Origin of the sequence: Lactobacillus kullabergensis (assembly GCF_003151025.1) — a bacterium.
Lineage (GTDB): Bacteria > Bacillota > Bacilli > Lactobacillales > Lactobacillaceae > Lactobacillus > Lactobacillus kullabergensis.
Map to the genome: position 1 here is coordinate 1,160,120 of NZ_CP029477.1, position 22,477 is coordinate 1,182,596.

The window sequence follows — 22,477 nt, forward strand, 5'->3', positions numbered from 1 at the left end:
TAATCATGAAAAAAGCGCCTCACAGCGCTTTTCTTAATTATTGCGATTTGCATCCTGCTTTTTTACTTCAGCGATTAACTGATCAATTTTACTACCATATTTAACTGAATTATCTCGTTTAAAAATCAACTCTGGTACTTTATATACAGTTAGGACTTGCCCCAACAAATGCCTCATCAATCCCTTAGCTTTATTTAAACCAGCAGCAGCTTCTTCTTCTTTTTTAGAATCTTCAGAAAGAATGCTGTAATAAACAGTAGCATATGATAAGTCATTTGTACATTCAACCGCTGTAATTGTTACATCATTAACTCGTGGATCACGAATATTTTTTCGTAAAATTTTCGTTAATTCACGGAGGATTTCTCCTTCAACACGACCTATTCTGTGTTTCATGCTTTCTCCCAGTTGATTTATTCAGGCTTAACTTCCTGTTTTTCTACGGCTTCCATTTCGTCACCAATCTTGATGTCATTATAGCCCTCAATGGTTAAACCGCAATCGAATCCTTGCTTAACAATTTTAGCATCATCTTTAAACCGTTTGAGTGACGCAACTTTTCCGGTATAGATCACAACCCCATCACGAATCAAATTGATTGCAGAATCTTTTGATACGTATCCGGAATCAACAAATGCACCAGCAATCGTCCCAACTTTAGAAACTTTCCAAGTTTCACGTACAGTCAGATTACCAACAACTTTATCTTCATAAGTTGGTTCAAGCATACCCTTCATAGCAGCTTTAACATCATCAATTGCCTTGTAAATAATACTATATAGTCGAATATCTACTCCATCTGCTTCAGCTTGAGATTTAGCAGTAGCGGTTGGACGGACATTAAAGCCAATAATAAAGGCATTCGAAGCTCCGGCTAATGTAACATCCGATTCATTTACTGCTCCTACACCCGCATGAATGATATTAACACGAACGCCCTCGACTTCTATCTTTTCAAGCGATTGTTGTAAAGCTTCTACTGAACCTTGTACATCTGCTTTTAAGACAACGTCTACTTCTTTCATGTTTTCTTTTTTCATCGTGTCAAACAAGTTATCAAGAGTAACATGTTGGACATTTTCACGAGATTGTTGTAAAGCCTGTTGTGCTCTTTGTTCACCAACGCTTCTTGCAGTCTTTTCATCATCAAAGACAACTATCTTATCGGCTGACTCGGGCACATCATTCAATCCAGTAATTTCAACTGGCATTGATGGTGTAGCTTTTTCTACCTGGCGTCCACGATCATTAGTCATCACTCTGACACGACCAAAGCGATTACCGACAACAATAGGATCACCTACTTTTAGGGTTCCTTGTTGAACCAAAAGGTCAGCAACTGGGCCACGGCCACGGGAAAGGCGAGCTTCAATAACAGTCCCAATTGCCTTTTGCGTAGGATCCGCCTGTAGTTCCATGACATCTGCTTGTAAGAGAATCATTTGTAAAAGTTCATCAACATTTTCACCAGTTTTGGCAGAAATGTTTACAAAAATAGTGTCACCACCATAATTTTCCGGAATCAAATTGTATTTCATTAACTGTTCAGTAACATGCTCAGGGTTTGCACCAGGAACATCCATTTTGTTAATTGCGACAATGATTGGTACCTTAGCACTTTTAGCATGGTCAATGGCTTCAACAGTTTGTGGCATAACTCCATCATCTGCAGCTACAACCAGTACAACAATATCGGTGATTTCAGCACCACGTTCACGCATGTTAGAAAATGCCGCATGTCCAGGCGTATCTAAAAATGTGATTGGCTTATTATCTACTCTTACCTGATAGGCACCAATTTTCTGTGTAATACCACCAGCTTCATGAGCAGAAACATGAGTATGACGCAATCGGTCAAGCAAAGTTGTTTTACCATGGTCAACGTGACCCATGATTGTAACAACTGGTGGTCGCTTAATTTGATGCTTAGATTTCATAGAAGCTGCCATTCTCTTGTCGTAAAGAGTATCAATATCAGATATATCTTCATGAACTTTTTCTTTGGCATTGATATTATATTCAGCAGCAACTAATTCTATTGCATCTTTATCAAGTGACTGATTTTGATTAGTCATCACACCTAACATAAATAGTTTCTTAACTATTTCAGCAGGTTCACGGTGCAGCAACTTGCCCAAATCTTGAGCATTCATACCAACTTCGTACACCAGTGTTTCCGGTAACGGACGTTCTTTTCTCTGGGTTGGCTGTTTCTTTGGTACCTGTTCGAACTGCTTTTTCTTATTCTTGCGTTTACGCTTTTCTTGATGCTTTGAGTAATCATTGGTACCAAAAGTTTGATTTTTACCTTTTCTGCCAGGTTTACCAGAATTGCGACCGTGACCATTACCACGACGCTTTTCTTCTTTTGCAGGTTCAGGTGCAGCATTTGTATCTAAAGCTTTAGGTTTATTAACTGGACTTGCCTTTTGTGTATTCTTCATTCTGGCTGGCGAAGGCTTAATTATTTTAGGTCCAGTTACCTTAGGAGCTGTAGTCTCGACTTTAACAACTTTATTTTCTGATTTTGAAACATTCTTGTTATCTTCTCCAGAAGATTTTTTGACAGTGGTTTTGTCTTCATCATAAGACTTCTGGACAATCTCACTTTGACGATTTAATTTCTTTTCATCAACACGCTGTTTTTGTTTCAATTGCTTTAATAAGTCTTGTGCTACCGGCTTTGAAGTCCTTTGACTTGGGCTAGTACGTTGCTTATAGCGATCTTGAGCCTGCCTTGATCTATTATTGTTAGATCGGTGAAAGTTGTTGCCTCTCTTGTTGTTCTTGTTACCATTTTTTTCCTCATGCTTTTTTTCGCTTTTACGAATTGAGGTAACGGAAATTTTGATTTTACTGCTCCTTTTTGCGGGTTTCTCTTGCTTTTGCGCGGGAGCGGAGCTACGGAAACTATCTTTTAATTGATTTACTTGTGAATCCTCAAGTGATGACATATGATTTTTAACATCAAGTCCCAAGTCCTTCGCCTTGTTGACCACAGTTTTATTATCGATGCCTAATTCTTTTGCCAATTCATAAATTCTTGTTTTAGCCATCAAATCACACTCCTTCGTCTATTTTTTGTAACAATGCTTTGCAGAAACCAGTGTCAGTAATTCCTAAAACTTTTCGCTTTTTTCCGATCGCTTGAGAAATTTCATTACTAGTAAATTTGTTAATAACAAGTATATTATTTTGTTCCCCAACTTTATAGATCTTTGCAGTAGTATCTGCATGACTATCTTGGGCTAAAATAATTAGTTTTACCTTTTTGGCTTTTGCGTCAATGGAAACAAGTTCAGTGCCTGAAACTAATTTTCCGGCTTTTTGACTTAATCCCAAAAAATTTAGTGCTTTTTGTCTATTTTGCAAATTTATTTATCACCAAACAATTCTTTCCTTGCCTTTTGATGGTCAACATATGAGTAAAGCTCTTGGTAAAACTCTTTAGGCACTGTAGTTCCTAAACTACGCTCAATTAAGCCTTTCTCTTGAGCACTTTTGATCTGACTTGGATCAAGAGAAACATATGCTCCCCTACCAGGTTTTTTACCAGTAGGATCAACTGAAATATTCTTTTCTTTGTCGACTACAATGCGTACCAACTCTTTTTTGGGCTGCATAGTATTAGTTAACAAATCTTTTCGCATTGGAATCTTTCTTTTTTTCAAAAGTTTCACCTCTTGCTTTAATTTTCAGTAGAATCTACCGTTTTACTGTCAGTAACGTTTTCTTGATGCTCATCTTCTGAGTCAGTATCTTCAGAAGTTGGCTCTTTGTCTGATTCTTCACTTTCAGCAAAATCGCTGTTTGTTTGTGAAGAATTTGAGCCATCTTCAGCTAAATTATTAGTTTCAGCTTCTTCGTTTTCTTTTTCAGCTTGATCACTGCTTTCATCAACAAATTCTACTTCAGATTCTGGTCTGATATCTATCTTATAACCTGTTAATCTAGCAGCTAAACGTACATTCTGTCCTTTTTTACCAATGGCAAGTGACAATTGATAATCCGGAACAATTACCAAAGCACTTTTTTCCTCGTCCTCATCTCCAAATTGAACAGCAATCACTTCAGCAGGATTCAAGGCATTAGCAATGTAATCTGACGGATCTTCCTCGTATTTAACTACATCTATATTTTCACCGTCAAGTTCATTGACCACATTCTGAACTCTAGCACCTCGCTGTCCAACACATGTTCCTACCGGATCAATATTAGGATCATTGGACTTCACTGCAATTTTGGTTCTGTCTCCTGCTTCACGAGCAATTGAGACCACTTCAACAGTCCCATCATAAATTTCAGGTACTTCCTGTTCAAATAATCTCTTTACCATATCAGGTGCGGTACGTGAAACCGTAATTTGAGCACCTTTTGAATCTGAACCAACATGAGTAACTAGAACCCTGATCTGATCTTGGGGATTATAGCTTTCACCAGGCATTTGATCGTTACGTGGCATTACTGCTTCAACATTACCAATTTTAACATAAACGAAACGATTATCACGTCTTTCAACAGTGCCCGTTATTAATTCATCTTCATACTGTGAGTATTCATCAATAATATGATTTCTCTCTGCCTCACGTAAATGTTGCATAATAACTTGTTTAGCAGTTTGTGCAGCAATCCGACCAAAATTTTTAGGTGCAACTTCGAAACGAATTTTGTCACCAAGTTCATAAGCCCGATTAATTGTCAGAGCATCCTTTAAACTGATTTCCAAACGTTCATCATGAACTTCTTCAACGACAGTCTTTTCAGTCATTAGCTTAAAGTCACCCTTACGTTCATCAAATTCAACTATTACATTCGTTGCCTGATTATAATTTTTCTTATATGCTGCAACCAGCGCTGCTTTTATCGCTTCAACAATTACGTCTTGCTTTATACCCTTTGTTTTCTCGAGAGTAGCGAACGCTTCAAGCATTTCCTTAGACATAAATTTTAATCAACCTTTCTAAAACTCAATTGCGAAACGAATGCTTGCAATTGTTTTACGGGGAAGTGATAAAACTTTCTTTTTAGTTTTTACCTTTATTTCAAGTTCGATTTCGCTATCATTATAAGATTTTAAAGTTCCCTCATATTCTTTTCCACCTTCAACTTTCTGGTATAACTTCACATGCACATATTCATTTAAAGCTTTTTGCCAGTCAGTCTCATTTCTGATTGGCCTTTCGATACCAGGAGAAGAAACCTCTAAAATATAAGGGTCAGGGAACGGATCGGGTTGTATCTGATCAAGCTTTGCAGATAATAATTCACTTAACCCTGCAATTTCATCCATATCAATACCATTTTCTCTATCAACGTAAATTCTTAAATAGTTTTGACCCTTTTCTTTAACGTATTCTATATCAATAAACTCATCTTTGCGTTCTGCAATAATTGGTTTAATTTCTTTGAGAACAGAATCTTTAACTTTCGCCAAGTACTTTCCTCCGTAATAAAAAGAGTGAGCACAAGCGCTCACTCCGAATTATTTATTCGAACTTCTTTAAAAAGTATATCACATTTATATTAATACTGCAAAAGTTTAAAAGAGTGAAAGTTGATTCTGCTCCGGCATTCCATTTAGAACTTCATTATTCTCTAAATAATCCATAATTGACTGGGATACTTTTCCACGGTTTGCCAAGTCTTCTTTTGACAAAAATTTCTGCTCAGTTCTTGCAGCAACAATTTGTTTGGCTGCATTATTTCCCAGACCAGGAACTGCATTAAACGGTGCTAAAATTGTATGCTGATCAATAATTTTAAAATTAGTGGCCTCAGACTGATTAATATCAACCATTTTTATTTTAATACCACGCTCCAAACACTCATTGGCAATTTCTAAGACTGTAAGAAGACTCTTATCCTTGGCAGACGCATCATTTCCTTGATTTTGAATATCAGCCATCGCCTTTTTTACCGTGTTTTTACCATGACTCATAGCTACTAAATCAAATAAATCAGCACGTACTGAGAAATAGGCAGTGTAGTAAATTTCAGGATAGTAAACTTTAAACCAGGCAATTCTTAAAGCCATTAATATATAAGCCGTCGCATGAGCTTTCGGAAACATATACTTGATTTTGAGACAAGACGGAATATACCAGTCAGGAATTTTATCATTTTTCTGTAGAACTGCCATATCATCATCACTTATTCCCCGACCATGACGAACTGATTCCATAGTTGAAAACGCTACTTCGGGTTTAACTCCCCAGTGAATCAAGTCCATCATGATGTTGTCTCTACAACCAATAACATCTTTCAGTTTGCAAGTGCCGTTGTTAACAAGCTCTTCTGCGTTTCCTAACCAGACATCAGTACCGTGGGATAGGCCAGAAATTTGCAGTAACTCGGAGAATGTAGTCGGCTTTGTTTCCTCTAACATCCCTCGTACAAATTTTGTACCAAATTCGGGTACGCCTAAAGTACCAGTTTCTGATTGAATTTGCTCGGGTGTTACACCTAAAATTTTAGGACTTGAAAAAAGCGACATTACTCCTGGATCATCGGGTGGAATTGTTAAAGGATCAACACCAGAAAGGTCTTGCAACATTCTAATCATAGTTGGATCATCGTGACCTAGAATATCAAATTTCAAGATATTATCATGAATGGAATGAAAATCAAAATGAGTTGTCAACCACGCAGCATTGACATCATCTGCAGGATATTGTACGGGTGTGAAGTCATAGATATCCATATCATCGGGAACGACAACAATACCTGCAGGATGCTGACCGGTAGTCCTTTTAACTCCACTGACACCAGCTGCTAAACGATCAAGTTCAGCACTACGCAGATTCAATTCTTTTTCTTCATCATAGTGTTTAGCATAACCGTAAGCTGTCTTATCAGCAACAGTGGCAATTGTACCTGCTCGATAAGAATTATCTGGACCAAACATTACTCGAATAAAGTTATGAGCTACCGGCTGATAGTCACCCGAGAAATTCAAATCGATATCAGGAACTTTGTCACCGTGAAATCCCAAAAACGTTGCAAAAGGAATATCTTGCCCATCCTTAACCAGTTCAGCTCCGCATTTAGGACATTTTTTATCTGGCAAGTCATATCCAGACCCATATTCACCGTTTTCGAAAAATTTTGAATACTTACATTTTGGACAACGATAATGAGGTGCCAATGGATTGACTTCGGTTATACCGGACATTGTAGCGACCAGACTTGAACCAACAGAACCACGTGAACCAACTAAATAGCCGTCCTTATTTGACTTAGCCACTAATCTTTGCGAAATCAAATAAATAACCGCATAACCGTTGGAAATGATTGAATTGAGTTCCATATCAAGTCTATCTTGAACAATCTTTGGCAGTGGATCCCCATATAACTCATGTGCTTTGTCAAAAGTCAAACGCTTCATTTCTTCATCAGCATTATCAATGTGAGGTGGATAAAGTCCATCTTTAATAGGCGAAATTTCTTCAATTGATTCAGCAATTTTATTAGGATTTGTAATTACTATTTCTTTAGCAATATCTGCACCTAAAAAACTAAAGGCATCTAGCATTTCCTGAGTAGTGTAAAAATGCATGTCAGGCTGTTTTTTGTTCCTGTCAGGATTGCTGCGTTGGGCCGAAATCAAAATAGTACGATATATAGCATCATGTTCTTCCAGATAATGTGCATCTCCTGTGGCAACTACTGGTTTATTTAATTCCTTACCCAATTTGTAAATATTTGTCAGAATTTCTTCAAGTTCTTTTTCATCAGCAATCAAATGATCTTCAATCATAATTGAATAATTTGCTGGTGGCTGAATTTCGAGGTAATCATAAAAGCGTGCCTTCTTACGAGCTTCGTCATAGCCTTTTTGCATCATTGCAACAAAAACATCGCCTTCAGAGCATCCAGAACCATATAGCAAACCTTCATGATTCTTAACCAAATCTGATTTGGGAGTACGTGGGATCCGATAAAAATCTTTGGTACTTGCAATGGAAACCAGTCTGTACATGTTTTTAAGGCCAGCTTGATTTTTAGCTAAGATAGTCATATGTTGCGGCCGGGCTCTTTTAAAAACTTGACCTTGAGCAGCATAATCGTTCATTTTACCTAAATCATCTTCGTGATACTTTTTGGCAAACGCATCCAAGAGCTTAAACATTAAATAGCCTGTTGCTTCAGCATCTTGGTTAGCCCTATGGTGATGCTCGAGGACAACATTATATTTTTTGGCCAGAGAATCTAAGGTATGTCTGGTTTGTTCTGGATGAAGCAACCGTGATACTTCTAGCGTATCAACTACCGGCTGTGTAATTTCATCTAATTTTGCTCTTCTCAATGCTGCGTTGACAAAACCAACATCAAACTGAACATTATGACCACAAAGGGGACGGTCACCATAAAAATCCTGAAATTGCTTGATAACCACAGCCTCATCATCAGCTGCTCCTACCATTTCATCAGTAATTGAAGTCAAATTAATTGTCTGTTCACTTAACGGATGATGGGGATTAATAAATTTATCAAACCTCTCCAAAACTTCCCCATTTTTCATCTTCACAGCACCGATTTCAATAATGGTATCGTAAACGGATGATAACCCTGTCGTTTCAACGTCAAAAATAACAAATTCACGATCCTTATATGTCATTGAAGCTGGATTAAGAACCAGTAAAGCATGATCATCAATCATATTTGCTTCTAAACCGTAAATTATTTTGACGCCATTCTTTTTACCTGCGTTATATGCTTCAGGGAAGGCTTGAACATCAGCATGGTCTGTAATAGCTATTGCTTTTTGACCAAATTTCTTAGCAGCCATGACAAAGTCAGTTGCGGTATTTGTAGCATCCAGCTGACTCATATTTGTATGTAAATGTAGCTCGACCCTTTTTGCATCACCCTGATATTTTTCAGTTCTGCCAACATGCTCTACAATTTCAAAACAAGAAATATTAAAAACAGTGTCATGACTCCACTGGTCTTCAGCTACTGATCCTTGCATTTTAGCCCAAGTTCCCGGGTTGATTTTTGTCATATTTTCAATTTGCTCTTTATCGGAAACAAACTTTTTAAATGAAATTGAATCAGTATAGTCAGTTATTTCACCTGTAAATATAATTGAACCATTTTTTAATTCTCTACTCGAAATATTAAAAATATTACCTTCTATTACAATATTTCTACTTCCATCAATTACTTCCTTAATTTGAGTTACAGGTAAATTATCATCCAATTTGCGATTGCCATAACGAGTCTTTTTTGTGGGATAGGTTGCTGGTTTTGGCTTTTCTTGTGCTGGACCCGAATCATATTCTTCCTGCATATTTTGTTCATGTTGCTCTTGCAACTCCTGAAGACTGGCTAAATTATTTTTGGAATTTTCATCATCAATTTCAGTTACAAACTTCAAGTTAAAGAAACCAAAATTTCTCATTTCTTCCGCAAGTTCATCAAGCATTTTTTGCTCGAGCAGTCCATCAACCACTAAATTATCAACCGGAATAATCCAGCGGCCATTTTCTTTTTTAGGCTTATGACTAGAAATAAATTCTCGTGCCACTGGTTGCAAAGCCTGAGAATTTTGCACCGCGAACTGCCAATAGTCAGTTAAATAATCATCTGCTCCATCCTTAGAGCGAACATACAAATGAATATTGACGAAAGAGGAAAAACTAGCAGTTATAGCCTTATTTAAAGCATTAAAAGTTTCAAATTTTAAGGGTGTAGTAAAAAGAACATGGATATCCCACCTGTGTTCTTTAGCGTAAACATCCACGTTCTCAATTTCGCCCTTTTGCAACAAATCATTATCTGCAAATTCTTGCGGAAACTTGATTTTCTCCAATAACCTTAAAAATAGTTTATTTTTATCAGTCACGAAAATTATCCTAACTCTTTATTAATAAAATCGTCTAACTCGGACACTGTCATTTCAGTTGCTTTTTCATCGGTAGGCCGTTTAACTTCGACTACTCCTTCACTGGCTTTTTTACCAACTGTCACTCGCACTGGAGCTCCCAGCAGGTCAGCATCAGCAAACTTAACTCCTACCCGTTCATTACGATCATCATACAACACATCATACTTAGCACTGTACTTTTCTTCAAGTTTTTGAGCTAAACTCGTTTGACCTTGATCTTTCATTTTCATTTGCACAATGTGCAGGCTAAATGGTGCAATTTCTTTAGGCCACGCCACGCCATTTTTAGTCAAATGCTGTTCAATCACAGCAGATAAAACTCTTGTAACCCCAATACCATATGAACCCATTATAACAGGTTGAGCTTTACCATTTTTATCGAGGAAATTTGCACCCATAGTTTTTGTATAATAAGTTCCCAGTTTAAAAATGTGTCCTACCTCAATAGTAGTTGTGAATTTTAATGGCAAATGATCAATTGGATCTGGCTCACCTTCATTAGCAACACGAATGTCACCGAATATGTCTGGAGTAAAATCACGATTTAAATTCACATTTTTAATTTGGTAACCAGATTTATTTGCACCTACAACAACATTATAAAGATTTTTAACAGTATTATCTGCTACTACTTTATCAGCCCAATTTGCTTTAATCGGACCAACGCTACCTTTGCCAACGTCGGTTATGTTTGCCAATTCTTCATCAGTAGCGATTCTTAGTGAGTCAACATCAAGTAAATGTTTTAATTTTACTTCATTGACTTCTTTATCACCACGGATTAAGACTAGGATATTTTCTTTTTCATTAGCAACGTAAAGCACACTCTTAATAATTCTAGTTGCCGGAATATTTAAAAATTTAACTAAGTCTGAGATACTCTCTTGACCGGGTGTAGCTACTTCTTTAACTTGTTTTAACGGTTCCTCTTCCTGCTTGAACGTATCAATACTGCAAGCCATTTCTAGATTAGCTGAATATGTTCCTGTTTCATTCGTAGCAATGGTATCTTCACCAATGGCAGCTGGAGCTTGAAATTCAGTTGAATTTTTGCCACCCATAGTTCCTGAATCAGCAATAACCGGAGTAACTTTTAAGCCACAACGGTGATATGCAGCTGTAAAAGCCTTTTTCTCATCCTCAAATTGTTGATCAAGCTGTTCTTTAGTAGCCGCAAAGCTATATGCATCAAGCATGATAAATTCACGTGATCTCAGTAACCCAAAGCGAGGTCTGTTCTCATCTCTAAACTTTGATTGAATTTGAAAAAGAGCGATCGGCATTTGCTTATAGCTTTTTAAATCTTTTGCGACAATATCAGTAAATGTTTCTTCATGAGTTGGCCCCAGCAAACTTTGACGACCATGTCTGTCTTTAAGTTTAAACATTTCTGGACCATATTTTTGCCATCTACCTGATTCTTCCCATAAAGTTGCTGGTAAAAGATCCGGCATTGCCATTTCTGGCACGTTGATTTTTGCCATTTCTTCACGCATTATCTGTTCAGCTTTACTTAGAACACGGTACCCTAAAGGCAAATATGCATAAACGCCTGCCGTAACCTGACGAACATATCCGCCTCGCAGCATCAGTTTATGACTTTCAGCTACAGCATCAGCTGGTGCTTCCTTTAAAGTCGGCATAAATAATTTAGATTGTCGCATTTAAACTCTCTCCCAAATTTATATTTTATTTAATAAAGTAACGGTAAATATCGTTTCCCGTTACAGCAATAATTAACACTAACAGTAAGCCGAAACCTATCAATTCCACCATGGCTTCATGATTTTCAGAAATTGGTTTACCACGAACTATTTCAATAAGGTTAAGCAAAAACTTACCACCATCAAGACCAGGTATAGGAATTAGATTCACTATTCCCAAGTTAATTGAAATCATGGCTAAAAAGGCCAAGATATAGGTAAAACCCATTTGCGAAACCTGTGATGTCTGAGAATAAATGCCCACAGGCCCGGAAAGTTTATTTAAACTAAAATGACGGAATAAGCCACCAACTGCATTGAAAATCATTCCAGTAGTAGAAACAGCTGTATTCCAACCACGTTTAAATTTAGCACCGAGGCTCTCATCACTTTTTGCTCTAATTCCGATTTGGTATACTTTTTGGCCTTGAACTTTAACAACTTTCGGTTGAACGCTTACCACTTTTTTTTGCTTATTTTTGATAACAGAAATATTAATTTTTTTACTTTTATTCTGAGATATTTCTTCCGAAATTTGTTCGAAGGACGTTATTTTGTGACCATTAAGAGCCAATATTTTTGAATCCGGTTCAATTTTTGCAACAGCAGCTGGTGAATTAGGTGTTACTTCAGCTATTTCTGTAGTTGCAGGCCCTGGAACAGTAAATGTCCAAATTAAAAAAACGACAAAACCTAGAATTATATTCATTAATGGTCCAGCAATATTGGTAGCTAGTTTCTGCCACACATTGGCTTCTTGAAACTGTGTATCACGTGGTGCAATAATTAACTCAGTTTTTGAACGATCAATAACCGTTGCATCATGATTGACTTTGTATGTAACTAATCGATCTTCTTCACCATTTTCATATCCAGAAATAAAAAGTTTATCTACCAAATCAAATGCCGTTACTTGTAATGGTATTCCTTCAATCGGTAAATCTGATTCAGAGGCATCAATTTTTACAACTTCTTTCTGTTGATTAAGCTGCAAAACTACTCTCATCCCTGCTGCTAAATCAGTTTCATCATCTTTACTTGCTAAACGGACATATCCACCTAAGGGAAGCCACCTAATAGTGTAAGTAGTTGGATTGCGTCTAACTTGGAAAAGCTTTGGTCCCATACCTATAGAAAATTCACGCACTAAAATGCCGCACTTTTTAGCAACAATAAAGTGCCCGAATTCATGGACAAAAACTAATATTCCAAATACTACTAAAAAGATAAGTATACCTTTCACAAAAATCCCCCTAGTGTATGATTCCCATCAAAGCAGCAAAAACAGGTAAAACAAAGAGCATGCTGTCAAAACGATCAAGGATTCCACCATGACCAGGCAATATCTTGCCTGAGTCTTTAACACCATAGTATCTCTTATAAGCTGATTCAACCAAATCTCCCATTTGTCCTACAATTGATAATGCAAGGGCAAAAATAGTCATTTCGACTTGTGAATGGTTCAAGTTAACAAAGTAAACATAAATTGCGGCACAAATTACAGCACAAATTGTGCCACCAATTGAACCTTCCCATGTCTTATTAGGACTGATTACAGGCCACAACTTATGTTTACCAATTTTACGCCCTATCATGTAGGCCCCGGTATCTGTTAACCAAACTACAACAAAAACATAGCAAAGAAGTGCAAGTCCATTGTCAGCATTTCTGATACTTGCCATGTAATGAAAGCCAGTTCCAACATATAATGAGCCTAAGGTATAAACCGCTACATCATCAAAAGTAGTTTTATTTTTAGTTAAAACTGTCCAAGTTAGCATTAACATTATCAAGGCAAAATAAATGCCATATTTTGTCCAATGGAATGGCATTGACCTAAGAAAACTATCAGGAACTGCCCAAACAATGGTGGCTAATAAAGCTAGCAGAAAGTTTACTGAAACCAATATTTGTTTTTTCATTAGAAAGAATTCACTAATACCAACGGCCGCAAACAAAACGGTGAGCCAATCCATCCAAAGCCCGCCAGCAATGACGATAGGAATAAATAAAATTAAAGCAATAACTGCTGTGATTACACGTTGTTTCATATATTTACCTAACTATCCGATTCATCGACTTTACCGAAACGTCGATGACGATTTTGAAAATCAATAACAAATTTTTCTAGATCTTCTCTAGTAAAATCAGGCCAGTTTTTCTTACTAAAAGCAAGTTCTGAATATGCTAATTGCCATAACATGAAATTAGATATTCTTTGCTCACCAGATGTTCTAATCAATAAGTCTGGGTCACTGTATTTACCAAAACTTGCAGTCATTAATCTCTGAGAAATCATTTTTTCAGAAATTTCATCACTAGTAATACTACCTGTTTCAACAAGAGTAGCAATTTCTTTTACTGCTGTAGTAATTTCTCTTCGGGAGCCATAGTTAAAAGCAAAGTTTAAAATTAAACCACTGTTATTAGAAGTTTCAGCCATTGCTCTCTGCACTACATCATAGGTCTTAGAGGGTAACTCGTTTAAATAGCCCATAATGTTCACTTTGACATTTTCTTTCATTAAGGTTGGCATAAACTTATCAAAAAAGCGTACAGGTAAGTTCATCAGATATGCTACTTCTTCTTTTGGTCTACCCCAATTTTCAGTAGAAAACGCATATAAGGATAAAACTTTGATGCCTAATTGGTTGGCTGCTAAAGTTATTCTTTCCACATTATTCATACCTTCGTAATGACCTGCAATTCGTGGTTTGCCCTGTTTTGTGGCCCAACGACCATTACCATCCATAATAATAGCTAAATGGTTTAATTGATTTTTTTTATCAGCCATTTAATTAGCCTTGGGTAATCTCTTTACGTTTTTCTTCTGCAATTTGGTCAATCTGTTTGGTAGCATCGTCAGTAACTTTTTGCACTTTCTTTTCCAAATTGCGTTGTTCATCTTCAGTAATTTCATCGTCTTTTTGTTGTTTTTTAAGACTATTCATAGCTTCACGACGAACATTTCTAATTGCAATTTTACTTTCTTCAGCCATTTTATTGACTTCTTTGGCAATTTCTTGACGTCTCTCACCAGTTAATTGTGGAATAACAAGACGAATGACCTTACCATCATTTGCAGGAGTCAAACCCAAATTGGACGCCAAGAGTGCATGTTCAATATCATCAAGACTGTTTTGATCATAAGGTGTAATTAATAACACGCGTGGCTCAGGAATAGTAACACTAGACATTTGAGTTAACGGAGTAGGGGCACCATAATAGTCCACTTTTATCCCATCAAGTAAAGCTGCATTAGCAACACCAGCACGAATAGAGCTCAAGTTTTTTTGAAAAACAGTAATTGATTTCTTCATATTATCTTGAGCTTTTTTGATTGCGTCATTATTCATTGTTTTTTCCTCCGATTACTGTTCCAATATTCTCACCCAATACCACTTTTTTAATATTGCCTTCAGTATTAACATTGAATACGATTAGAGGAATGTTGGTATCCATTGAAAGTGAGCTTGCTGTTCTGTCCATGACTTTTAAGTTTTTAGAAATAATATCTAGTTGTGAAAGTTCACTGTATTTTTTGGCATGCGGATCAACTTTTGGATCAGCGGAGTAAACTCCGTCAACTCCATTTTTAGCCATTAGGATCACGTCAGCACCTATTTCCGCAGCTCTTAAAGCAGCAGTCGTATCAGTAGAGAAATAAGGATTACCAGTGCCACCACCCATAATAACTACGCGTCCTTTTTCCATATGGTGAATAGCTTTTCTCCTAATATAGGGTTCTGCTATTTGCCGCATTTCAATTGAAGTTTGCAATCTAGTTGGTACGCCTACATGTTCCAAGCCATCTTGAAGAGCTAAACCGTTCATTATGGTAGCAAGCATCCCCATATAATCAGCTTGTGAGCGTTCCATCCCTAGTTTTGCGCCAGTTTCTCCACGCCACATATTACCGCCACCACAGACGATACCAATGTCAACTCCCAAATCGTGAACAGATTTAATCTCTTTTGCTAAATGACTAATAACTGTAGGATTTATACCGGTTCCTTCATCACCAGCCAAAGCTTCACCAGAAATTTTCAAAACTATTCGCTTATACTTAACTTTAGTCATGACAACCTCCTCTATTAACTTTAGTTATTCTACCATATAAAAAGGGCAAATGTGGACTTAGAAATAAAAGAGTGGAATTTCTTAAAAAAATTCCTTGAGCTAAAAAGTAACGGGAGAAAACAAAAAATCTCAAAGTTATCTACTTCGAGATTTTCAAAATATAATTAATATTTATTTTCTCTATTAATTTGAAGTAATAAATTGTAAAGAGATCCATACAAATTTGAATCGTTCCTAAAATGAGCAGAAATAATTGCCGGTTTAGTCAAAGTATCACCAATAATCGGATTATAATCATTAACCAATTTTTCATAAGCTTTATTGATACCGCTAATTAAAATTGGTTGTGCACTTATGCCCCCACCGACAGCTATTTTATCTAAATCTACTACTGTTTGAATATTAAGAATTAAAGTTGCCACTTTTAAACAATAGTCATTAAAAATTCTAACGGCTTCTTTTTTACCGGACTTAATGGCATCAAAAGCATATAATCCGTCATTTTCATTTTGATGATTAATTTTACGATTAATTGCTTTAACAAAATTCACGCCTGAACCATTACTACCAACGGCACCTGCCATATTTTTAGGGCGGGATAAATTACTAATCATAAAACTTAATTCACCTGCTTGATAATGTGAGCCTCGTAATAAATGACCGTTAATTATAATACCGCCGCCAACGCCGGTTCCAAGCGTAATTGCAGCACAATTCGACTCACCCTTTAAACTGCCTAGCCAATTTTCTGCTAAAACGCTGGCCTTGCCATCATTTATTACCGCTACCGGAATCCTATACTTTTTACCATAAATTTCGGCAAAATCAATTCCGTCCAAAAAAGGTAATGAACCGCCAAATCTGATTTTAGTGTTTTCAATTTTTCCAGGAGAACAAAATGCTAAACCTTTAATATCTGAAATATAATATTTTACAATTTGATCTATTTTTTTCAAAAACTCAGTTTTATTTTTAACAGTAGCAATTTTGTCTTTTTCGATTATATTTCCAGCATAATCCAATTTTGCAAATTTAATTTCAGTTCCGCCAATATCAATGCTTAAATAATTTTTCATTACACTCTTTCATAAAATCACAATAATTACTGCAAACAACCTAAATACATTATCTCAAATATTCACCTTAAACAACTATTTGACACGCAAATTAAAAAATCACCTATTTGTTTAATTGCTAATTTCGTTTCTGGACAATCAAATAAAACAAAAACATGAAAAAGATCTTGCCCAACAAGTAAAAGTATACCAACTCAAACTTTTTGAATTAAGCAAATTTTTATCACAAAAGAAAGGATAATTATCGGCTATTTTGATATCATCTTTTTGAGTTTTATAATAGAAACTAACTCTACACTAAATTGAAACTTTTAAAAAAATTAAGCTTAAAAGAAAAGGAATTTTCAGACCAGAAATGGAAAAGTATTCATATGTATCATTCAAAATTGCTGATGTAGGAGATTATTTGAAAGTATTCGCCTGCACTGCTGTAATGGCGCAACCAATCATGGCTTTAATTATGGAAGTGGGCCAACCTTTTCATACGCAAGATATTTTTGGTATTATGTATAATTTTGTAAAATATACAGCTCCTGCTTTTATTTTTGGCATTTTATATACAACAATTCGTACTAACGATATAGCAGGGGATTTTTCATATCAAAAACACTTGCGAGCAAACTGGTCAAATTTGTTTGTTCCCACAATCTGGTGGACTTTGATCTACTTGTTGGGATTGCCCTGGCTCCAGCAAATAAGAAAGTTTAATAATTTTGGTACGTTTTGCTGGCAATTTGTCAATGGTAACGCTGCTCCTCACCTGTGGTATAACACAATGATGTTGCAATTTATAATTTTAATGCCTATTTTCTGGGCTATTAGCCGCTATGTTGGTAACAATGTTAAACGTGGTTTACTAGTTGCCGCTATTACTTTTGTTTTATATTTTGCATGGCTCTGGTTTTATGACTTTTACGTTTTTCATGGTCCACAAGAAAAGAACTGGTATCTGCTAGATCGTATTTTTATTTCTTTCTTTATTTATGGTGTCTATGGTGTATTGGCCTGGCAATTTAGGGACTATGTCAATACGTTTCTATATAAGTTTTGGTGGCTGATCTTAGTTGGTTTTGTTGCATGCTTTTTATGGACTAATTTCGAATTTCACGGATTTGGTCATCCGGTTCTTTTTGCAAATGCCCCATATTATAAGCCGTCTATGACATTTTACTGTTTAGCCGTTATAGCTTTAGTAGCTGCATTATGTTTATTTAATATTAGACACAACTCTAAAACTTGCTTGAAAGTCTTTCACTTTTTAGCAACTTATGCCTATCGAGCATATTTATCAAATGTATTTTGGAATCAACTGATTTGGCAAGGACTAAACATGAATCATCATGCTATTTATCATCCATTCCTTACTTTTTTTGGCACATGGATCCTGACGTGGATACTTTCTTTCACTTCAGCATACGATCTTCATATTTGGTGGTCAAAAGCGAAAAAGTTCTTAAGTATGCTTAGTCTAAAATAACAAATATTTTCAAATAAAAAGCACTTTGACAATAATTAAAACAAAGTGCTCTATTTTTTACTTTTTTACTATAGAAGCAATGCCTGCCATAATATTTAAATATTGCTTTTCATTTTCTACAAAAGAGTCATTGTTAACAATAATATCTGCTATATCCTTTACTTTAAGTGCTCCATGCTTGATTTTGAACTGATCCTTCTTTTTGGTTCGCTCAATTATTTGTTCAAAAGTAAAGTTTTTACCGTTATCAATTGTTTGCTTTTTGTATTCTCTTTGAGAGCGAACTTCAAGAGGCGCTTCAATGTAAATGTTCATCATTTTAGAACCTAGTTCTTTTTTAAGGTAGACACCTAATTCTGAACGGTATAAGCTTTCAATTGATGCATAATGAATATTTTCATCTTGCATTTTACCTATTAAACGGTATAAGAACTCTTTAAACACCTTTTCAGTGTCTTTAGCATAAAGATTGGTGAAATCTTGTTCTGATGGATGTCCAGTGAACTGATAATTGCGTTCTATCATCATTTCTTTTTCTACTGCAATAATCTTCATTCGTTTGATACCAATGCTGTCAAAATAAATTCCAGCAGCTGATTTGCCGCTTTCACTTAATCCGCCTAAAGAAAACAAACCTTTGACAAAATTTTTACGATTTTCATAATCTTGCTCAGTAAATTCCATTTTCACGCCTCCATTAAAAACTAAAAAACTGCCCTGTAAATTAACAGTGCAGTTTTAAAGTATACACGGTGTGCTATTTTTTTGCAAGCGATTTCATTAAAATTAGGTAATTTTCATCACAAATTCGGCTCCAGTTGGAGTAGCTATGAAAATAGCACCCACTATCAGTAGGAATCCTGCCACAAAAGCAATTTTCTTTGTTAACTTTGAAAGCTGACCAGCAAAACTAAAATAGATTAGAACTGCTCCAGATATCAAAACCAAAATCATAACCCAGAAACCCATAAATACCTCCAATTTAATCAATCTAGTAATTGTTTATTTATATTAATTATAAATATAAACTAAAATAATCTTTACTAGATTTAAAAAATTAAAAGTATAGTAAAATTTAACTAATTTTTCTTATCTTTAATCTTTACGTGAGCTAAATAAAGAGTCGGCTGTAATTTGCTCTTGTCTTCTTTAAAAGGATCTTTTAACTGTTTTATGACTGGTTGCTTATCAACAGTAAAATAAACTTGATAAATCCAATAATTTTTCAAAGCTTTTGCTTTTTCCAGTTCATTTTGCGAAATAAAAAAACTAAGCTCACCATTATTTTTTCTTTGTTCTGTGGTTTTAACTTCAATATAACGTGGAGTTCCATCTTTTTCATAGGATAATATATCATAACCTAATGAATCATCTACTTCAGATTGCCACTTTACTTTTAAATTTCCTAACTTTTTTAGATTCCTAACCTCGTAATTATAGACAATTCTTTCTCCAACCTTTCCTAATTTAGTATTTTTTTGCTCTTTAACTAAATAATTTGTCTTGCCCTTATTGTATTTTGATCTTGTTTTTTTGGATGGTTTAGAGTAATTCGTGGTTTGAACATCTATTACTATTGGATTATCATATAACTTTTTATACTCATATCTATAAATTTCTGGATTGACTGGGGTTTCAAGAGTGAAATTATTATTTTTTTGTTGATTTGGTTTGTCGGATGTGTTTAACTTTTTTACTTTTGGAAATAAATAGTAAAGATAATTACCATATTCGATGTTGGTCCAGTCCTTAACAATCTTATTGGTATTTTTAATCTCAATTAACTTCTTTTGCATTTCGAATATCGTGCTTTTTTGAAAATTACATTCTGGATAAAATTGAAAAAGAAAGTATGAAAGCTGATTCTTAGAAAAAATGTTTAAATAATTGTTTGGATAATAAACAGACAAAATTTTATATTTAAAAATACTTGTCAATGGAATTGAATCTATTCTTTCAATTGCGTCTTTGCTGTATTTTTTACCTAATTTAATTATCTCAATAATGGCATTCTTTAATTCGCTGAACGATTCATTTATATTTTTTCTTGCCCAGGCTTTTGTTGTAATGTACTTCTTCTCTTCTTGACTATAATAAATACCGAATTTTTTTGAATTTGAACCTCTTATACTGCCCAATTGAGCTAAATTAAATTCAAGTTGATAGCAAAAGCTATATTTATTTCCCTTACCAACAACAAAATCGTCTAATTTCATTCGATTTTTAATGTAGCTCAAGGTATATTTATTAACAAAATCGCATCTTAACTGATTAAGATTTGTAGAATCCCTGTCAAATGAATCCAGCATGTAGTCAAATTCTGCTAGTTTTCTCATTATTGAAGCCTCATTTCTTGTTAAAATTATTCTCTTTATCAAATGCAGAAAGTTTCTTACTTTAAGGTTATCACTTCTTATCAATGATTTCGCCAAATTTTAGCAAACAAAAAGCTCTCATCCATACAGATAAGAGCTTTCAACTGAATATATAAAAAATATGGTATCTATTTCATTTGTTCTTTTACTTCAGCAGCAAAGTCTTCTTGCTTCTTTTCAATACCTTCGCCAACTTCGTAACGTTTGTAGCCAACAACTTCGCAGCCTTCTGATTTAGCATATTCAGCTACTGTCATATCGCCATCTTTAACATAAGGTTGGTCCACTAAACAAATTTCACTGAGATACTTGTTTACTCTGCCCTCAACAATCTTAGGAATGATTTTAGCAGGCTTGCCTTCATTTTCAGTTTCCTTAGTGAAAACTTCTTTTTGGCGATCAAAATCAGCCTTTGGTACTGAATCCTTGTTCAAGTATTCTGGATTAATTGCGGCAACGTGCATTGCAATGTTCTTAGCTGCTTCCTCACTGTTGCCTTTTAAGGTAACAACTGCAACAATTGCACCACCATTGTGCTTGTAAGCACCAAAGACTTCATCATCATTCTTAGTAATTAGATCAAATCGTCTTAAAGTGATTTTTTCACCAATGACAGCAGTAAGATTAGTAATTTCCTCGCCAATCGTGGAATCACCCATTGGTGATTTTAATGCTTCTTCAACGTTAGCAGGTTTAGCCGCTAAAATAGCCTTGGTCACATCATCAACTAATTTGATAAATTTATCATTAGATGAAACAAAATCTGTTTCAGAGTTAATCTCTACTACAACAGCATTATTTCCTTCAAAAGCATATTCGGCCAAACCTTCAGCAGCAATACGGCCGCTCTTCTTAGCAGCTTTAGCAACACCATTTTCTCTTAAAATGTCAATTGCCTTTTCAATATCACCATCAGCTTTAACCAAAGCCTTCTTGGAATCCATCATGCCGGCGCCAGTACGGTCACGTAATTCTTTTACTTGTTTAGCAGTAATGTTTGCCATTATTTTTCCTTCCAAATAAAAACTTATTAATAATTAAAACTAGTCTTCATCTGAGTCAGAAGTTTCTTCAGCTTCTACTGTTTTTTCTGCATCAGATTCAGTATCTGCTTGTTTTTCTTCTGCACCCTTAGCCATCTCTGCTTCAGCATTGTCATCATCTTGACCTTGCTTACCTTCAATAACAGCATCAGCCATTGCGCCGGAAATCAAACGAATAGCACGAATAGCGTCGTCGTTTGCAGGAATAACTACGTCAACTGGATCCGGATCAGTGTTAGTGTCGACCATAGCTACTACAGGAATTCCTAAAATATTAGCTTCATGAACAGCAATCTTTTCCTTTTTAGGATCGACTACGAATAAAACATCTGGAATTCTAGGCATATCTTCAATACCACCTAAGAATCTTTCCAATTTATCCTTTTCTTTAGTCAAAAGAGAAGCTTCCTTCTTTGGCAATACATCAAATGTGCCATCTTCTGACATTTTCTTTAAATCTTTTAATCTTTGTACTCGGCTCTGGATAGTCTTCCAGTTAGTCAATGTACCACCTAACCAACGTTGGTTAACGTAGTATTGACCAGCACGAGTAGCTTCTTCAGCAATTGAATCTTGAGCTTGTTTCTTAGTACCAACAAAAAGAATAACGCCACCATTTTGAGCAACAGCTCTTACGAATGCATAAGCATCATCTAACATTTTGATGGTTTTTTGCAAATCAATGATATAAATACCATTTCTTTGTGTAAAGATATAAGGAGCCATCTTTGGATCCCATCTTCTAGTTTGGTGACCAAAGTGGACACCGGCTTCAAGCAATTGTTTCATAGAAACTACTGACATATTAACTTCCTCCTATGGTTTTAATCCTCT

The 22,477-nt window shown here is 35.5% G+C and carries 20 protein-coding genes; 1 reads left to right on the top strand and 19 read right to left on the bottom strand.

Going from position 1 to position 22,477, the window contains the following annotated elements:
- Window positions 1-33: 33 nt before the first annotated feature.
- From DKL58_RS05475 to DKL58_RS05540, 14 genes are all read right to left on the bottom strand, one after another.
- Entirely contained in the window at window positions 34-396 is a 363-nt protein-coding gene (locus DKL58_RS05475; protein WP_045928204.1) for a ribosome-binding factor A, read from the bottom strand.
- Window positions 397-413: 17 nt separating this feature from the next.
- Window positions 414-3,056, bottom strand: coding sequence for a translation initiation factor IF-2 (gene infB / locus DKL58_RS05480; RefSeq protein ID WP_109586393.1), 2,643 nt, complete (start codon window positions 3,054-3,056; stop codon window positions 414-416).
- Between the two features lie 4 nt (window positions 3,057-3,060).
- Window positions 3,061-3,372, bottom strand: a complete 312-nt coding sequence (locus DKL58_RS05485; RefSeq protein ID WP_109586394.1) for a L7Ae/L30e/S12e/Gadd45 family ribosomal protein — start codon at window positions 3,370-3,372, stop codon at window positions 3,061-3,063.
- 2 nt (window positions 3,373-3,374) lie between these two features.
- Window positions 3,375-3,671, bottom strand: a complete 297-nt coding sequence (gene rnpM / locus DKL58_RS05490) for an RNase P modulator RnpM (protein ID WP_109586395.1) — start codon at window positions 3,669-3,671, stop codon at window positions 3,375-3,377.
- Window positions 3,672-3,688: 17 nt separating this feature from the next.
- Entirely contained in the window at window positions 3,689-4,942 is a 1,254-nt protein-coding gene (nusA, locus tag DKL58_RS05495) for a transcription termination factor NusA (protein ID WP_109586396.1), read from the bottom strand.
- Between the two features lie 18 nt (window positions 4,943-4,960).
- Window positions 4,961-5,434, bottom strand: a complete 474-nt coding sequence (gene rimP, locus DKL58_RS05500; RefSeq protein ID WP_109586397.1) for a ribosome maturation factor RimP — start codon at window positions 5,432-5,434, stop codon at window positions 4,961-4,963.
- A gap of 105 nt (window positions 5,435-5,539) precedes the next feature.
- On the bottom strand, window positions 5,540-9,847 hold the full coding sequence (locus DKL58_RS05505) for a PolC-type DNA polymerase III (protein WP_109586398.1): 4,308 nt from the start codon (window positions 9,845-9,847) through the stop codon (window positions 5,540-5,542).
- 5 nt (window positions 9,848-9,852) lie between these two features.
- On the bottom strand, window positions 9,853-11,553 hold the full coding sequence (locus tag DKL58_RS05510) for a proline--tRNA ligase (RefSeq protein ID WP_109586399.1): 1,701 nt from the start codon (window positions 11,551-11,553) through the stop codon (window positions 9,853-9,855).
- A 25-nt stretch (window positions 11,554-11,578) separates the two neighbouring features.
- Window positions 11,579-12,835: an RIP metalloprotease RseP gene (gene rseP, locus DKL58_RS05515; RefSeq protein WP_109586400.1), complete on the bottom strand. Its 1,257-nt coding sequence runs from the start codon at window positions 12,833-12,835 to the stop codon at window positions 11,579-11,581.
- 10 nt (window positions 12,836-12,845) lie between these two features.
- On the bottom strand, window positions 12,846-13,643 hold the full coding sequence (locus DKL58_RS05520; protein ID WP_109586401.1) for a phosphatidate cytidylyltransferase: 798 nt from the start codon (window positions 13,641-13,643) through the stop codon (window positions 12,846-12,848).
- Window positions 13,644-13,651: 8 nt separating this feature from the next.
- Window positions 13,652-14,386 (bottom strand): isoprenyl transferase, encoded by a 735-nt coding sequence (locus DKL58_RS05525; protein WP_109586402.1) that lies wholly within the window; start codon window positions 14,384-14,386, stop codon window positions 13,652-13,654.
- A 4-nt stretch (window positions 14,387-14,390) separates the two neighbouring features.
- Window positions 14,391-14,948 (bottom strand): ribosome recycling factor, encoded by a 558-nt coding sequence (frr, locus tag DKL58_RS05530; protein WP_109586403.1) that lies wholly within the window; start codon window positions 14,946-14,948, stop codon window positions 14,391-14,393.
- Window positions 14,941-15,672, bottom strand: coding sequence for a UMP kinase (gene pyrH, locus DKL58_RS05535; protein ID WP_045928215.1), 732 nt, complete (start codon window positions 15,670-15,672; stop codon window positions 14,941-14,943). The genes frr and pyrH overlap by 8 nt, the downstream gene beginning before the upstream one ends.
- A gap of 164 nt (window positions 15,673-15,836) precedes the next feature.
- Window positions 15,837-16,748, bottom strand: coding sequence for an ROK family protein (locus tag DKL58_RS05540; protein WP_109586404.1), 912 nt, complete (start codon window positions 16,746-16,748; stop codon window positions 15,837-15,839).
- 355 nt (window positions 16,749-17,103) lie between these two features.
- Between DKL58_RS05540 and DKL58_RS05545 the strand changes: the two genes are divergently transcribed.
- A complete protein-coding gene (locus tag DKL58_RS05545) occupies window positions 17,104-18,225 on the top strand; it encodes an acyltransferase family protein (RefSeq protein ID WP_109586405.1) in 1,122 nt (373 codons plus the stop codon).
- A gap of 57 nt (window positions 18,226-18,282) precedes the next feature.
- Here the strand turns inward: DKL58_RS05545 and DKL58_RS05550 are convergent, their stop codons facing one another.
- From DKL58_RS05550 to rpsB, 5 genes are all read right to left on the bottom strand, one after another.
- Window positions 18,283-18,909, bottom strand: coding sequence for a hypothetical protein (locus tag DKL58_RS05550; RefSeq protein WP_109586406.1), 627 nt, complete (start codon window positions 18,907-18,909; stop codon window positions 18,283-18,285).
- 102 nt (window positions 18,910-19,011) lie between these two features.
- Window positions 19,012-19,194, bottom strand: coding sequence for a hypothetical protein (locus DKL58_RS05555; RefSeq protein ID WP_109586407.1), 183 nt, complete (start codon window positions 19,192-19,194; stop codon window positions 19,012-19,014).
- A gap of 110 nt (window positions 19,195-19,304) precedes the next feature.
- Window positions 19,305-20,561, bottom strand: a complete 1,257-nt coding sequence (locus tag DKL58_RS05560) for a protein NO VEIN domain-containing protein (RefSeq protein ID WP_109586408.1) — start codon at window positions 20,559-20,561, stop codon at window positions 19,305-19,307.
- 167 nt (window positions 20,562-20,728) lie between these two features.
- Window positions 20,729-21,604 (bottom strand): translation elongation factor Ts, encoded by an 876-nt coding sequence (gene tsf, locus DKL58_RS05565; protein ID WP_034981620.1) that lies wholly within the window; start codon window positions 21,602-21,604, stop codon window positions 20,729-20,731.
- A 39-nt stretch (window positions 21,605-21,643) separates the two neighbouring features.
- Entirely contained in the window at window positions 21,644-22,447 is an 804-nt protein-coding gene (gene rpsB, locus DKL58_RS05570) for a 30S ribosomal protein S2 (RefSeq protein WP_109586409.1), read from the bottom strand.
- Window positions 22,448-22,477: the final 30 nt, after the last annotated feature.

Bases quoted from the DNA above. Each gene is read 5' to 3' on its own strand.
- DKL58_RS05475 (WP_045928204.1), bottom strand. From the start codon at position 396: ATGAAACACAGAATAGGTCGTGTTGAAGGAGAAATCCTCCGTGAATTA.
- infB (WP_109586393.1), bottom strand. From the start codon at position 3,056: ATGGCTAAAACAAGAATTTATGAATTGGCAAAAGAATTAGGCATCGAT.
- nusA (WP_109586396.1), bottom strand. From the start codon at position 4,942: ATGTCTAAGGAAATGCTTGAAGCGTTCGCTACTCTCGAGAAAACAAAG.
- DKL58_RS05510 (WP_109586399.1), bottom strand. From the start codon at position 11,553: ATGCGACAATCTAAATTATTTATGCCGACTTTAAAGGAAGCACCAGCT.
- DKL58_RS05520 (WP_109586401.1), bottom strand. From the start codon at position 13,643: ATGAAACAACGTGTAATCACAGCAGTTATTGCTTTAATTTTATTTATT.
- DKL58_RS05525 (WP_109586402.1), bottom strand. From the start codon at position 14,386: ATGGCTGATAAAAAAAATCAATTAAACCATTTAGCTATTATTATGGAT.
- frr (WP_109586403.1), bottom strand. From the start codon at position 14,948: ATGAATAATGACGCAATCAAAAAAGCTCAAGATAATATGAAGAAATCA.
- pyrH (WP_045928215.1), bottom strand. From the start codon at position 15,672: ATGACTAAAGTTAAGTATAAGCGAATAGTTTTGAAAATTTCTGGTGAA.
- DKL58_RS05540 (WP_109586404.1), bottom strand. From the start codon at position 16,748: ATGAAAAATTATTTAAGCATTGATATTGGCGGAACTGAAATTAAATTT.
- DKL58_RS05545 (WP_109586405.1), top strand. From the start codon at position 17,104: ATGGAAAAGTATTCATATGTATCATTCAAAATTGCTGATGTAGGAGAT.
- DKL58_RS05550 (WP_109586406.1), bottom strand. From the start codon at position 18,909: ATGGAATTTACTGAGCAAGATTATGAAAATCGTAAAAATTTTGTCAAA.
- DKL58_RS05555 (WP_109586407.1), bottom strand. From the start codon at position 19,194: ATGGGTTTCTGGGTTATGATTTTGGTTTTGATATCTGGAGCAGTTCTA.
- DKL58_RS05560 (WP_109586408.1), bottom strand. From the start codon at position 20,561: ATGAGAAAACTAGCAGAATTTGACTACATGCTGGATTCATTTGACAGG.
- tsf (WP_034981620.1), bottom strand. From the start codon at position 21,604: ATGGCAAACATTACTGCTAAACAAGTAAAAGAATTACGTGACCGTACT.
- rpsB (WP_109586409.1), bottom strand. From the start codon at position 22,447: ATGTCAGTAGTTTCTATGAAACAATTGCTTGAAGCCGGTGTCCACTTT.